Source organism: Cyclobacterium amurskyense (assembly GCF_001050135.1).
GTDB lineage: Bacteria > Bacteroidota > Bacteroidia > Cytophagales > Cyclobacteriaceae > Cyclobacterium > Cyclobacterium amurskyense.
On sequence record NZ_CP012040.1, the window covers coordinates 885,937 to 899,423 of the forward strand.

The following is a 13,487-nucleotide window of genomic DNA, read 5'->3' on the forward strand; positions in this document are numbered from 1 at the left end:
TTAGTAGGAAGTAATTTCTATCCCTCCAAAAAGGACTGTTCCTGTAAGGATTAATCTCTTTTCAGGGGATTGGGTATTTGCCTGCTGTCCATACCTTTTATCATCTATACCTGCTGCCAGGTTACTCACGCCCAACTGCACATCCCAGTGCGGAGGCACAATTAATTTTAATCCACCAAATGCGACCGAAACCTTCAATACCGCCTGGTCTTGAATATCAGCATGCATTAAGTCTATATTCGAACCACCAAAAACACTGGTTACTTCTCCCCCTTTAAAGTTCTTGGACATAACCTTTCGCTTTATCCCGGTAAGAAAGGCATCTACTTTTATGTAATTAGAACTGTCATGACCTAAGGTACCTAAATCCTCGGAAGTACTTTGGTCAAAGCCCTTTTCCCATCCAGCCATATTAAAGGGCTTGGATCTGTTTTTCTTAACAATAATGTATAACCCCAATACAATCAATCCTATAGGAAATAACAATGCACCTATGTGGTAGGGAAGAAAAAACGTGTTTCTCAATAGGAAAAAACCACCTATTAAAATCATGATTATAGAACCTGTATTCTGAAATCTACTTTTATAGCCTGTATAAATCCCAATTGCAATTAATATCATAGGCCAAGAAAAAATCCAATATGGGATAAAAAAGCCCAACTGCTTTAACAATAGTAATGACCCTATTACTAAAATCAATACCCCTAATACGAAATTTCCATTTCTTTTATCATTCATGGTTTTATTATTTATTTGATGATTGAAAGGTAGCTCAATCAAATCCCAATAAATAGACTGCTTCGCCTAACGAAAAAAAAATACCGATGAACGACCTGATTTAACTGTTAATTGGCTTTACCATTTAAGCCAATTAAATAATCAGCATAACTCAAATCTTCAGGTGTGGTTAATTTAATATTTTCTGGATTCCCTGCAATCAAATGTACTTCCCACCCCATGTTTTCATATACAGTAGCATCGTCAGTAAAATAGGATTTTTCTTCAGTGCTGAATGCTTTTTTTATTTTATTCAATTGGAATGTTTGTGGGGTCTGTACTAATCGGTAGTTGTCTCTATTTTTGAATTGAGAAGATCCATTTGAATCAATACTTCTTATGGAATCTTTTAAAGGCACCACAGCGATGGCACTTCCATATTTGGCTGCTGCTGTAAAGCTCTTGTGAATCACCTCCTTAGATACAAACGGGCGTACCCCATCATGAATAGCCACCAAGCCTTCCTTCTCCGCTATGCTATCCAATCCATTCTGAACAGATCTAAACCTACTAGCCCCTCCTTTTACTAGTTTATGTGGGACATTGAAACCAGATTTCACGCATAAACCCTTCCAATATTCAAATTGATTCTCAGGCAATACCAAAACTAGATGAAGTCCTTCATTATAAGCCTTGAATTTTTTCAAGGTGTGCATCAATACAGGTAAACCACCTATGGGCAAAAATTGCTTGGGTATATCTCCTCCCATCCTTACTCCTGCTCCTCCTGCAACTACAATGGCATATTTTTCTTGATCCTTTAGCATAGCCTCTATCAACTTACCAGAAGTTTAGAACATACCAATGCGGACAACACTTCTTCTTGACCACCATAAGCTACTTTCATGTTCTTGTCATAAGCCTCTACTTCCAGAATCTCTACCTCTACACCTAAAGCCAGACCTTTGCTATTGAGGTACTTTAAAAACTCATCAGAAGTTTTGCTTAAAGCCTTTAAAGTCACCAGTTCATTGGGTTGGCAATCTGAAAGCAACCTAAATTTTTGTGTGGCAATTTCTCCATTACTTGTAGGTATAGGCGAGCCGTGTGGATCGCGTTCAGGGTAGCCTAGAATTTCATCCATTCTGTCAAAGAAGGCATTGGACTGAATATGCTCTAGTTGTTCGGCTATCTCATGTACCTCTTCCCATCCAAAGCCCATTTTCTCAACCAAATACATTTCTGTTAGCCTGTGCTTCCTAATAATCATGGCAGCCATTTTTCTGCCTTTGGCTGTAATTTTAAGCGGCTTGTATTTTTCATACTCCAGCAAACCCATTCCGGCTAATTTTTTAACCATGCTGTTTACGGAAGGCAGACTGACTTCTAAAGCCTGGGCTATACTAGTAGTGTTAACGTCATCAGTCGCTATGGCTTGGTTAAAAATTACTTTAAGGTAATTCTCTATGGATTGGCTATTGGTCATTCTTTAATTATTTCAAAACAAAGATAAAAAAATATTGAAATATATTTGTTAGTCAAATCTAACTATTTAAATTTGTCTCGGCTAAATTAAAGATGAAGCTAACTAAACACAAGTTTTTATAAGTGATACCCATTCATTTAAGAATTGATGAAGGATTATTAATCACATGATTACTCAAAAAAAATAAATTTTAAAAGATAATATAAAATGTTTGACATTATTGTTGACTACCTAAGTAGTATTTCTCCGGCATACGCTGCTTTGATTGCAACCACATTTACTTGGTTTGTCACCGCCGTTGGGGCTGCTTTCGTGTTTTTCTTTAAGAAAATGAACAGGCCTTTCCTAGACACAATGATGGGATTTACCGGTGGAGTAATGATAGCTGCCAGCTTCTGGAGTCTTTTGGCACCAGCCATCAATATGAGTGAAGGAGAGAGCTTTGTTAAAGTTATGCCTGCAGCCATAGGTTTTTTAGGAGGCGCATTGTTTATTTTTGTTTTGGATAAAATCCTTCCACATGTCCATATCAATTTCAAGAAAACAGAAGGTATCAAAACCCCTTGGCAGAGGACAACCCTATTGGTTCTTGCCATTACAATGCACAATATTCCTGAAGGATTAGCGGTAGGTGTTTTGTTTGGAGGAGCAGCCTCTGGTGTTCCTGAAGCAAGCATTGCAGGAGCTGTTATTTTAGCAATAGGTATAGGCTTACAAAACCTCCCTGAAGGAATCGCTGTAGCTGTTCCACTGAGAAGAATGGGAATGAGCAGAAGAAAGAGCTTTCTGATGGGACAGGCCTCTGCCTTGGTAGAACCAGTTGCAGGTGTATTGGGCGCCGTAGCTGTTTCACTTTTCACTCCCATTCTGCCTTATGCTTTGGCATTTGCTGCAGGAGCCATGATATTTGTTGTGATAGAAGAAGTAGTACCTGAATCCCAGCAGGATGGCAATACCGACATGGCCACAATGGGCTTTATCGGTGGTTTTATCATCATGATGGTTTTAGATGTAGCCCTCGGTTAAGCCAGGCCTATTTCCCTTGGCACACTTCTGGGTTTACAGGATATGGCAAAGGATCTCCTTTCAGCCCCGCTATGACATTCTCTACAGCGCACCTGGACATTTCATCTCTGGTTTCTTTTGTAGCTGAACCTATATGTGGAAATACAACCGCATTCTCCATTTCCAATAGCGGATTGTCCTTTGACATGGGTTCAGGGTTGGTTACATCAAGGCCAGCTCCCCATATGATCCGCTGTCGCAAGGCTTCAGTAAGCTCATCTTCCTTATGTACGCCTCCACGTGCAGTATTGATAAATATTGCTGTAGGTTTCATTTTCTTGAACTGCTCCATCCCAAACATGCCTTTTGTTTCTGGGGTAAGTGCTGTATGTACGGAGACCACATCACTTTGAACCAAAAGCTCATCCATACTTACCTTCTTAGCTCCAAGTTCTTTCTCTGCTTCATCATTTGTGCTTCGGTTGTGATAGAGAATTTTCATTCCCCAGGATTGGGTAACAATTTTCGCAAGCTCTGTACCTATTCTCCCTAAACCAACAATCCCGAGGGTTTTCCCAGCTAAATCAAAGCCAAGGTCCTGGGTAGGCTGCGAGGCTCCCCATTCTCCCTTTTTTATTTTATTATGTAGGTAAAGCGCTTTACGAGCAACTGTCAACATCAGCAATAAGGCAGTTTCAGCAGTAGCTTTATTTAAAACATTGGGCGTATTTCCCACAGGTACACCATTTTCTGTAGCCGCTTTTATGTCCACTCCATCAAACCCTACTGAGTGAAGCGCAACAACTTTAAGGTGATTGCATTCTTTGAAAAAATCAGCATCCAGACCCGCTTGGCCAACGCTAATAAAAGCATCATGTCCTTTGCAAAACTGAATGGCTTGCCCCCTATCCAGTATTGGTTTTTCCTTCCACACGGTATAGGCAATACCTACCTCATCAAGCAATTTAAAACCTATTTCAGGGATAATTTTATTTATAAAAACTTTCATAAAATTTCATTTTTCCACCTAATGGTGTTAGTGTAAAAAAATAATGACGGGATTATTCCCGCCATTATTGGTCATTATTTAACGTACCTAAAATCAAATTTTTGATCAAAATTCTTTAAAAAGGCAAGCATTAAGCCAATCACATTTTCGATATCCTCCTTACTAGCCGTTTCTACAGTAGTATGCATGTATTTTAAAGGCAATGAGATCAAAGCCGCTGGTACACCTCCATTGGAGTAAGCAAATGCATCTGTATCAGTACCTGTACTTCTTGAAGAAGCTGATCTTTGAAAAGGGATATCCTCTTTCTTAGCGGTATCAATGATTAAATCCAATAATTTTTTATGTACTGCAGCACCACAGGTTAGCACCGGGCCTTTTCCAGCAGTATAATCCCCACTGGCAATTTTGCTGTACATTGGAGCCGTAGTATCGTGACAAACATCAGTGATAATCGCCACATCAGGCTTAATTCGAGCAGCAATCATCTCCGCTCCTCGCAAGCCTATTTCTTCTTGAACAGCATTGACGATATACAAACCAAAAGGCAATTTAATATTGTCCTGCTTCAATAATCTGGCCACTTCCGCAATCATAAAACCACCGATGCGATTATCTAGGGCACGTCCAGTATAAAACTTTTTATTCAATTCGGTCAACTCATCCTTAAAAGTAATGACACAACCCACATGAACCCCCATTTCCAAGACCTCATCTTTTGACCTTGCTCCAATATCAATGAAAATATTTTCCATTTTAGGTGTCTCCTCTTTTGCTTTGTCTCTGACATGAATGGCTGGCCAGCCAAAAACACCAGGTACAATTCCTTTGTCGGTATGGATATTGACACGCATAGAGGGAGCGATCATATGGTCTGAACCACCATTTCTGATCACATAGATATAACCCTCTGGGGTGATATAATTGACAAACCAGCTAATCTCATCAGCATGGGCTTCTATAACTACCTTGTACTCTGCATCGGGATTGATGACACCTACTGCTGTTCCGTAAGGATCTGTAAAATAATCATCCACAAAAGGTTTTATATAATCCAACCAGATCTGTTGACCTGAAGCTTCAAAGCCTGTTGGTGAGGCATTGTTAAGGTATTTGTAAAGAAATTTTTCGTTAGTATCCATATATAGATTAAATTGTATTCAGTACTTGACCGCAAAATAGCTGCCATTAATCTCTGTACTGAATTCAGTGCAGATAAAGCTATTCTATCAAATCAATTGGGATAAAGTTACAAACAAGATTGTTAGGGTAAAAATAGTGCTGGCATAAAGCATTAACTTTTCATAGATACCTATCTTTATGCCACTAGTCCATTCACTGTCCCTATCCAGGTCTTTTGCTATATCTGCCAATTTCAGTGCCGTTTTCAAATCAATCTCACTAAAAGCCAAATAAGCCGCTGCACCAGCATAATTATCCGCCACCGTATTTTTACCGGTCAGTAGTTCCTCTTCTATAAATTGTTGAATAATTCCATTTGTCCTTGTTTCAATAGGAAAATTGACCTCAGTATTAGCACAAGATAAGTAAACCCGGGCATCGTGCTGTTGCAATTCAATATCGAAATTTAAAGTCTCATAAAAACGACTTGTTACGGAAGGAACCACTACAAATCGGGCTGCATCTTTATGGTAATCATAGTCATAAGTCCCATAAAGGGTAGTGTCAGAATTGAATATTACTACCCATTCTTTTGGATTGGGAATGGTAAAAATGGAGTAACTGCCAGCAGCCACTTTTTGACCTCCAACCATAACCTCATGGTCAAATCGTATTTTGGTACAATTCCCCGCTCCTGTGCGCCAGACTTTACCCCAAGGGACTAATCCTCCAAAAACCTCTCGCTTTCTGGCTGAAGGCCTTTCGTATTCAATTGCAATCAAGGTATTTCCCACAATCTGAGAAATACTCCCTTTGGGACTAAAAGAGGGAAAGTTAAAATCTACGCCTTGCCCTCTAACTTGAAAGGTTGCGAAAATTAGTATTGTCACAATTATAATATATCGCATCATTTTTAAATCTAAATGTATATGAATAATAGAAGGATATTTGGCTGAGTTTATTAACAGCTTAATTTTAAATAGGGAAAAGCAAACATCTCAATGGTCTCCTATTTTGTTATTATTTAATCGAGCTATTGAATGACAAAGCTTTATCAATCCAATATTCTAAATCAGAATCCCTATCAAATCCTTCTGGAATTATGAAAATATAGCCTTTCATAGGTCTACCGGTAAAATCCATTGGTAGGCAAACCTCTTTTTTTATCTCTGATTCGTAAGCTTCTGGTCCAATCTTCGCCATTAGAAGACTGTCTCCATATTTTTTATCAATATGGATGCCGCAACACATTTTACCATTGACCATAAAAACCAATCCTCCCATCATTTTCTTGTCAATAAAAAAGATTTTTTTTGTTTGTAGGAATTGTCGGATTCGATCGCCTAAATGTTCATCATATGCCATTTTTAAAAGGTACTAAATTCAAGTGTAAAAATTAAGTCCACCACAAAAAAATGACCCATAAACCATTAATAAACAAACTTATACAGAATACACCTACCCATCGTTGCTAAGCAAATAAGCAGTTGCCTTAATATCAATTGACCTAGGATGATAAGGGGACAATGGTTCTCTATAAACCCCAGGAAATTTCATCAAGTATAAAATTGTACAACTGGTTTAGCTAAGTTTCCCTTCAGAAAAAAGCCTTCTGATTTCTTTCTTGTCAAACTTTCCAGTGCTGGTTTTTGGGACTTCATTGATAAAAACAAACACTTTTGGAATCTGGTATTTCACAAAGTCTCTTGATAAAAACGCAATTAATTCTTCCTCCGAAACCTCATCTTCCTTGTCCATTAAAACCATCGCAGCCAATGGCACCTCTACCCATTTATCGTCTGGAATCCCTATAACTGCTGCTTCTCTAATTTTAGGATGGGCCATTATTGCAGATTCCAGGGCCACGCTGGAGATCCATTCCCCTCCACTTTTAATAAGGTCTTTGATCCTATCCTTAATCTCCATATACCCATCTTCATCAATTGTACTTACATCACCAGTTTTAAACCAGCCATCATTTGTAAAGTTTTCGTGATTATTGGTCTTGAAATAAGCGCTAACGATCCAAGCTCCTCTTGTTTGCAGCTCCCCTATGGATTTACCATCATTTGGCGCTACCTTCCCATCATCTGTCACTACCCTTAACTCAACCCCAGGAAGCGGAATACCCTGATTGGCCCGAACGGCAACTTTTTCTGGGTAGGAAAAAGTGTCGTGTTTTGGCTGAAGTCGGCTGACGGTTGCCAAAGGAGAGGTCTCGGTCATCCCCCAGACTTGCACCCCTTTTACCCCAAAGTCTTTATCAAAGGCTTCAATAAGGCTTTTTGTCAATGCAGAACCACCAACAAGGTACTCTTCAAGCGCTAACTTTTCTTTCGGCGGATTCATCTTCAAAGCATGGTACACGCCCAACCAAATGGTCGGGACACCATTAGCTTTATTCACTTTCTCATCTATAAGTATTTGAATAATTCCCTCTGGCTTTAAATTTGAGGATGGCAAAACCATATCTGAGCCCGACAACAAACAGCTATAGGGCAAACCCCAGGCCATCACATGAAATTGGGGAATAATCAGTAAAACAATGTCTCGGTTATTGAAGTTAAAAGCATTTGGAGCCGTAATGGCAGATGCATGTAGGTAGGTGGATCTATGGGAATACAAGACTCCTTTTGGCAAACCTGTGGTTCCACTTGTATAACAAATACAGCAAGCGTCATTTTCATTGATTTCAGGCCATGCAAAATCATGGGATTGTTCTACTAACAAATCTTCATAATGCAGGGTATTAGGCAATGTGGTTTTGAAATCTTTAGGCGCATTTAATAGAATATAGCATTCTACCGTTTCAAGTAAAGGGGCTATCTTCTCTAAAAGATGGACCAACGTAGCGTCAACAAATATTACCTTGTCTTCAGAATTATTGATTATATACTCGGTTTGATTGTCTGACAAGCGAATATTTATTGGATGGCATATCGCTCCTACACCAGATATCCCATAGTACAATTCTACATGCACACCATGATTCCATGCAAAAGTGCCTACCATATCCCCTTTTGTGACACCTAATTTCTTGGTCAAGGCATTGGCTAGCTTTTTACATCGCTTGTACATGTCACCAAAAAGGTACTCTTCACGGGTTCCATCAGGCAAATAACTGATAATTTTTTTATGATGATAAACACTGTTTCCATACTCAAGAATAGTATTTGTCGTGAGTGGGTAATTCATCATTAAGCCTTCCATTCTTTAATATTTTGGGTTTTATTTTATTAATTATTCTACTCACTATTGAAGATTACAGAAGCTTACCTCTGAAACCTACTCAAAAGAAAAAACCTATTCTCCATCATTATACAATGCTAAGAATAGGTTATTACTGGGTAAATGAAACCTGTTTAAATGGATGATTTCACTAATGAAGTTGGTTGCGATTATTTTATTTTTTGATGATAACCCTAGAAGGGTTCGAGTAATACCTGGAAGACTTTTAAAAAAATATCCAATCCAATTAAAAACCCTTAGGAGCCAAATACTACAGGAAACCTGGTCCGAACAAGCAATAAGTTCACTCCTTTTCAAAATTATTTGGGTTAATGTTATATTTAATTTTAGTCTTCCTACCTTAAATAGTCAAATCTAGGAGTAAATGCATCTCTACATTATCTTCATTACTAATCTACTGATTTTTTGAAGGGTACAAAATGATTTGTGGATACATGGTTAAAAAATACCCTAAACCGGCTACTCGGGCATCTAATTAGCAACCCTATCCAAATTCAGAGAGGAGATTGTCAAAAGGCCTTAACCTCGGTATTGCCTGTAGGCCACAATCACTTTGTGCGAGATCGGAATACTTTTAAAATAATTATTGATTTATCAATTGTAGCAGAATCCCTAATAGCCCAATAAATAAACAGAGGGGAGAGAAAAAATTCAGATCTGCTTTTCCAAATGGGGTGTTTTTAATTTTTTTGAAAAACCCCACATACTTAAAATCACCAATGGCTCTGAAAATAAATATCCCAGGGATAATCCACCCCCCATAAGTCATTACCCAAACAGGGATTGGGAGCTGTAAAAAACCTGATTTCAATAAATAAAAGAGGCCGAAAAAAGTTAAACCAAACCCAACAATTGCACTATCAATGTTTTTTGGATTTAATACCCTTTCACCACTTTCATTGGTGGGTAAGGTTTTTTCTAAACCCCAAGTTCCTCCAAAAGCCCAGGAAAAATGAATAATCCCAAGAACTGTAAAAATAGCAAATAGCACTAATGCGCCTATTGAATGCATGATTTTTTAATTTAAATTTCCCTACAAGGTTTCGAATTTAACTATTACTTGTCTTTCCTCTCCAATATTTCATTATAAAGGGTTGTAATGCTTTCGGTGGAAGGTTCTTTTCTCATATTGCCTACCTGTTCTTCGTGTGTAGCCTGCCACCTGTACAACCAGGAAGCACCCCATTTTTTATAATAATTTTCCTTTTGCTGGTAAACCTTATCTGTCAAAGCCTCTCCCAGACTTATGAATTCATACCCTCTCTTTTTTAACTCATTTATTAATTGAGGAAGATAATCTGCATTCAGTTTAGTGTCGTGGCATAAATATATTTGATTGACAGTACGCTGATAGTCCTTAAAAGCCAGGTCTTCAAAAAATTCAAAATAAGCCAAAGTTGTCCTCAAATATTCCTCTCCGATCTCTTTCGCTTTTTCAACCTCCCCTTTATCTAGGAAATCCTCATAGACAAAATTGAACATCCAGTCCACACTCTCCACTGTATAGGGCGTAATAGTATACCCATTATCTTTTAAGAAGTTTCTTACTTGCACATGTTGGACAGAATCTTCGCCTAAATCATTGAATGGAAACCTAAAGTATTGAAGGCTTTTATTGTATTTCTTAGCAAGTTGTCGAGTGATGGCTTCCCCATTTATAATTTCACTTGCATAGGCATCTACTCCTGTGATGGAATACCGAGCATGGCTAAATGAATGATTGCCTAAGGTTATGTATTCCTTTTGGGCCCAATCGTTTAGAAGTCCAAAGTTTCTGGTTATGGAGTCTGTACTATAAACACGTGCCTCGTTAATGAAAATGGCAATGGGTATTTCTAAGGAATCCAATTTCTGCATGAGAACAGATTGGAAGCCATCTTTTTCGAACCTGCGGGTGTTGGGAACATCATCAATGGTGATAGATACCATTTTTTGACAATTTGCCAACTGACAAATAATTAAAAACCCCGTTAAGAATAAGTATTTCAAATTCAATTTATTCCATGATTTTAGTTACATGCTAAGTTCTTATTATTTTATTAAAATTAGGCTATTTCAAGTATGCTTTGATTCAATTTCTTAAAGAATATTCTATTTCCGATCATTTTATTGAAATAAAATTAAAAACTGTATATTTAGGAATGAACAGAAATATTATAATCCTATTTCTATTTGTATTAAGTTCTTGTGAGACAGCATCAGAGGACCTTTCCTACAGAATTATCCAAGAGAAGGATTTCAAAGTAATTCCCATTACTTCACAAAAGTATTATTTCGAGGAAATCATCAATCCTTCTAAAATCGGATTAGTTGATGACAAAATTCTGATCTCTGAAGCATGGAGAGTTCCTGAGGAAAATCCCCGAATCCATATTATCAATTCCAAAGATTGGACTTATGATAAACCAAAGGGGAAACATGGTGAAGGTCCTTTAGAATTGATTGATGCTAGCTTGTTTTATAAAGGAGAAAATGCTGATACTTTTTGGACCTATTCGATGAATAGGAGGAAAATAGTCGAATATTCGATGTCAGACGCTACACTTCTTGGGAAAAGTGAATGGAAAATGACTGAGCCAATGATGGGTATTCGGTTTTTCACTCAGGCTACTGACAGTAGTTTCCTGGGAATATCAAGAGTGAGTGAAAATCGAATTCTGGAATTTGATAAAGAAGGTAATAAAATCGGAGGATATGGAGCTTGGGAAAAGGTAAAGGATAGACCTGACCTGAATGCTCATCACCTGGCAGAATTAAACGGTAGTTTTTTTAAAGGAAATGCTGATGAAGGACTTTTTATTAGAGTGGGACTATACAGGGATAGGCTTGAGGTTTTTAACAACCGAGACAAATCCTTTATCATCATAGATGGGCCAGATCTAGCATTGCCACCGTTTGAACTAATTGATGCAGGTGGCATTGAGCATTTGTATCTAGGTTTGGACCCTCACTATCACTATAGAGATGCTGTTGTTACTAAAAGCTATATTTTCGCATTGTATGGGGGAGTAAGCCTATCTGAATTCAACAAAACATCGGTTATGGCTGAGCAAATATGGGTTTTTGATCACAAAGGAAAGCCCCTCTGGAATTTAAAGTTGGATAGGTCACTCATCAATTTTGTTATTAATGAAGATACAAATGAAATTTATGGATTGACTACTGACGAAGATCCTGGCATTTCGGTTTATACTATCCCAGAGGAGTTGTTGTAAAACAAAAAACAGCTAAAAAGGGTAACCAACCTATTTCCCTTTATTTAACTCAGAAAGCTCTTCTTTGCCAATGGTATTCATTAGTTCTGGGGACAAGCTTGTGATATTATTGGTCAATTCCTCAACGCCCGAAACATTAGAAAGGATGACCACCCCATTTTTTGCTTTCACATCTATAATTATGGAAGAGGTATAGCCTCCCGTTCCCCCATTGTGCCAATTCCATTCTTCTCCCGATTCTGTTTGAATGACACTCCAACCTAAAGCCATAGAATAACTTTCGCTTACTTTAAAAAAGGCCGTTCGCGAAAGAACCAACGCTTGGTTTGAACTGTCAAATTGTGCCAAGGCAAACTTTGACAAATCATTTACCGAGGATAAAATTCCACCGGCCCCCATCAGCACAGCCATGTCCCAATTCGACACCTCTTCCCCTTCATCATTAAGCCCCTTAACCAATTTATCCTCCACCTGGCTCCTTAGTGTAGTTGACGTATTCATCCCATATTTAGAAAAAATTTCCTTTTGAAGCATCTCTTCGTAAGTCATCTGCGCTTTATTGCTTAGCACATAACCAAGCATTCCTACGCCAAGATTTGAGTAGTCTGAAACCTCCCCAGGTTTATGCATCATGATCAATTCTTGGGTCAGATAGGTTTTAAGCTCCTTTTCCCCAAAATCCTGGTACGGGTTATCTAAACTCAGCGCCTCTAAACTTGCTGGCACTCTAGGCAAGCCGGAGGTATGGGTAGCCAATTGCTTAAGGGTAATTTTAACATCATCCTTCAATGAATAATTTAAATAGACGTCAATTTGATCCTCCAAATTGACCTCTTCCTCCACCAAATAGTTGGCCAGCAAGGTGCCTGTAAAAACCTTTGTAATGGATCCTATTTCGAAAACCCGGTCCTGATTTTGAATAAACACAGTTGAATCCTGTTGGCGTTTGACCCCTACAAAATTAACCTTCCCATTTTCAATAATGGCTATGGCAACCTCAGCTTGGTTTGGCAATGCCTTTACCTTGTCAAAAATCAATTCATATTGCGCTTTAGTCAATGTTTCTACTTCTTCAACCTGAGCTTTAGATTCCTTTGAAGACGGATTTCCACAGCCATAAACGACTACTAATAAGATTAGAATTTGTAGATACTTGTTCATTAATTCCTGAGTTTATGACTTCCAATAGAAGGATTGTTATGCGCGTATCACTTCAATACAATCGACAATAGCACTCAATTCAAATAGCCATTTTACGATCCTTTTTAACAATGATAACACATAGAATTGTTGAAACCAAAGTCAGTAGCGTTCCAAGAATTAACTCTAATAGGCTTTCCGAAAAAAGATTACCAATGGTATTAAGGCCAAAAAAAGCCGCAAAAACCCAAATGAGTGCATTTATAATTTTATTCTCTTTTTCCCTTTCAATCAGTTTGTATTTTATGAATAGTATGGTCAATAGAAATATATTCAACAGGATAGAGAAGGTTTCAAAAGTTTTCATCTCCTCCACAGAGTTGAGTCTTCCAGCCCAAACGATATCGTAGGGAATAAATTGAAAAAATACCAAAAAGTGAAATACCAAAACCACTCCAAGAAGGCCAAACATTATCACCAAAGCTGTTTTCTTCTTCATATTTCTAAATTTTAATTCCTGCCTTACAAAACTCTTTACTTTTAA

General features: G+C 38.0%; 14 protein-coding genes. 2 read left to right on the forward strand and 12 right to left on the reverse strand.

Going from position 1 to position 13,487, the window contains the following annotated elements; translation table 11 throughout:
- From CA2015_RS03490 to CA2015_RS03500, 3 genes are all read right to left on the reverse strand, one after another.
- Positions 1 to 738 (reverse strand): LiaF transmembrane domain-containing protein, encoded by a 738-nt coding sequence (locus tag CA2015_RS03490; RefSeq protein ID WP_048640640.1) that lies wholly within the window; start codon positions 736 to 738, stop codon positions 1 to 3.
- Between the two features lie 107 nt (positions 739 to 845).
- Entirely contained in the window at positions 846 to 1,544 is a 699-nt protein-coding gene (locus CA2015_RS03495) for a 2-C-methyl-D-erythritol 4-phosphate cytidylyltransferase (protein WP_048640641.1), read from the reverse strand.
- A gap of 8 nt (positions 1,545 to 1,552) precedes the next feature.
- The gene (locus CA2015_RS03500) at positions 1,553 to 2,203 is read right to left on the reverse strand and encodes a metal-dependent transcriptional regulator (RefSeq protein ID WP_048640642.1); all 651 of its coding nucleotides are present in this window, start codon (positions 2,201 to 2,203) and stop codon (positions 1,553 to 1,555) included.
- A gap of 207 nt (positions 2,204 to 2,410) precedes the next feature.
- On the opposite strand from CA2015_RS03500, the gene CA2015_RS03505 reads away from it, so the two are divergent.
- A complete protein-coding gene (locus CA2015_RS03505; RefSeq protein ID WP_048640643.1) occupies positions 2,411 to 3,229 on the forward strand; it encodes a ZIP family metal transporter in 819 nt (272 codons plus the stop codon).
- A 7-nt stretch (positions 3,230 to 3,236) separates the two neighbouring features.
- On the opposite strand, the gene CA2015_RS03510 is transcribed toward CA2015_RS03505, so the two are convergent.
- From CA2015_RS03510 to CA2015_RS03545, 7 genes are all read right to left on the reverse strand, one after another.
- Positions 3,237 to 4,217 carry a 2-hydroxyacid dehydrogenase gene (locus CA2015_RS03510; protein WP_048640644.1) on the reverse strand — a complete coding sequence of 327 codons (981 nt, stop codon included), beginning with the start codon at positions 4,215 to 4,217 and terminating at the stop codon, positions 3,237 to 3,239.
- A 74-nt stretch (positions 4,218 to 4,291) separates the two neighbouring features.
- A complete protein-coding gene (locus tag CA2015_RS03515; protein ID WP_048640645.1) occupies positions 4,292 to 5,359 on the reverse strand; it encodes a M42 family metallopeptidase in 1,068 nt (355 codons plus the stop codon).
- Between the two features lie 87 nt (positions 5,360 to 5,446).
- Complete coding sequence (locus CA2015_RS03520; RefSeq protein ID WP_053086640.1) at positions 5,447 to 6,250, reverse strand: DUF2911 domain-containing protein; 804 nt, start codon at positions 6,248 to 6,250, stop codon at positions 5,447 to 5,449.
- Positions 6,251 to 6,359: 109 nt separating this feature from the next.
- Entirely contained in the window at positions 6,360 to 6,704 is a 345-nt protein-coding gene (locus CA2015_RS03525; protein ID WP_048640646.1) for a TfoX/Sxy family protein, read from the reverse strand.
- 216 nt (positions 6,705 to 6,920) lie between these two features.
- Positions 6,921 to 8,549 (reverse strand): long-chain fatty acid--CoA ligase, encoded by a 1,629-nt coding sequence (locus tag CA2015_RS03530; RefSeq protein ID WP_048640647.1) that lies wholly within the window; start codon positions 8,547 to 8,549, stop codon positions 6,921 to 6,923.
- 622 nt (positions 8,550 to 9,171) lie between these two features.
- Complete coding sequence (locus tag CA2015_RS03540; protein ID WP_048640649.1) at positions 9,172 to 9,600, reverse strand: DUF3995 domain-containing protein; 429 nt, start codon at positions 9,598 to 9,600, stop codon at positions 9,172 to 9,174.
- A 44-nt stretch (positions 9,601 to 9,644) separates the two neighbouring features.
- Entirely contained in the window at positions 9,645 to 10,517 is an 873-nt protein-coding gene (locus tag CA2015_RS03545; RefSeq protein WP_084011618.1) for a polysaccharide deacetylase family protein, read from the reverse strand.
- 212 nt (positions 10,518 to 10,729) lie between these two features.
- Here CA2015_RS03545 and CA2015_RS03550 point away from each other — a divergent pair, with 212 nt between their 5' ends.
- Positions 10,730 to 11,803, forward strand: a complete 1,074-nt coding sequence (locus tag CA2015_RS03550) for a BF3164 family lipoprotein (protein ID WP_157470279.1) — start codon at positions 10,730 to 10,732, stop codon at positions 11,801 to 11,803.
- A 30-nt stretch (positions 11,804 to 11,833) separates the two neighbouring features.
- Here CA2015_RS03550 and CA2015_RS03555 read toward each other — a convergent pair whose 3' ends face one another.
- Both CA2015_RS03555 and CA2015_RS03560 read right to left on the reverse strand, forming a co-directional pair.
- A complete protein-coding gene (locus CA2015_RS03555; RefSeq protein WP_048640652.1) occupies positions 11,834 to 12,964 on the reverse strand; it encodes a serine hydrolase domain-containing protein in 1,131 nt (376 codons plus the stop codon).
- A 79-nt stretch (positions 12,965 to 13,043) separates the two neighbouring features.
- Entirely contained in the window at positions 13,044 to 13,442 is a 399-nt protein-coding gene (locus CA2015_RS03560; RefSeq protein WP_048640653.1) for a hypothetical protein, read from the reverse strand.
- Between the last annotated feature and the right edge of the window lie 45 nt (positions 13,443 to 13,487).

What these genes read in the sequence shown, in the direction of transcription:
- CA2015_RS03520 (WP_053086640.1), bottom strand. Translation starts at nt 6,250, where the DNA reads ATGATGCGATATATTATAATTGTGACAATACTAATTTTCGCAACCTTT.
- CA2015_RS03540 (WP_048640649.1), bottom strand. Translation starts at nt 9,600, where the DNA reads ATGCATTCAATAGGCGCATTAGTGCTATTTGCTATTTTTACAGTTCTT.
- CA2015_RS03550 (WP_157470279.1), top strand. Translation starts at nt 10,730, where the DNA reads ATGAACAGAAATATTATAATCCTATTTCTATTTGTATTAAGTTCTTGT.
- CA2015_RS03490 (WP_048640640.1), bottom strand. Translation starts at nt 738, where the DNA reads ATGAATGATAAAAGAAATGGAAATTTCGTATTAGGGGTATTGATTTTA.
- CA2015_RS03555 (WP_048640652.1), bottom strand. Translation starts at nt 12,964, where the DNA reads ATGAACAAGTATCTACAAATTCTAATCTTATTAGTAGTCGTTTATGGC.
- CA2015_RS03500 (WP_048640642.1), bottom strand. Translation starts at nt 2,203, where the DNA reads ATGACCAATAGCCAATCCATAGAGAATTACCTTAAAGTAATTTTTAAC.
- CA2015_RS03510 (WP_048640644.1), bottom strand. Translation starts at nt 4,217, where the DNA reads ATGAAAGTTTTTATAAATAAAATTATCCCTGAAATAGGTTTTAAATTG.
- CA2015_RS03515 (WP_048640645.1), bottom strand. Translation starts at nt 5,359, where the DNA reads ATGGATACTAACGAAAAATTTCTTTACAAATACCTTAACAATGCCTCA.
- CA2015_RS03495 (WP_048640641.1), bottom strand. Translation starts at nt 1,544, where the DNA reads ATGCTAAAGGATCAAGAAAAATATGCCATTGTAGTTGCAGGAGGAGCA.
- CA2015_RS03545 (WP_084011618.1), bottom strand. Translation starts at nt 10,517, where the DNA reads ATGGTATCTATCACCATTGATGATGTTCCCAACACCCGCAGGTTCGAA.
- CA2015_RS03560 (WP_048640653.1), bottom strand. Translation starts at nt 13,442, where the DNA reads ATGAAGAAGAAAACAGCTTTGGTGATAATGTTTGGCCTTCTTGGAGTG.
- CA2015_RS03525 (WP_048640646.1), bottom strand. Translation starts at nt 6,704, where the DNA reads ATGGCATATGATGAACATTTAGGCGATCGAATCCGACAATTCCTACAA.
- CA2015_RS03530 (WP_048640647.1), bottom strand. Translation starts at nt 8,549, where the DNA reads ATGGAAGGCTTAATGATGAATTACCCACTCACGACAAATACTATTCTT.
- CA2015_RS03505 (WP_048640643.1), top strand. Translation starts at nt 2,411, where the DNA reads ATGTTTGACATTATTGTTGACTACCTAAGTAGTATTTCTCCGGCATAC.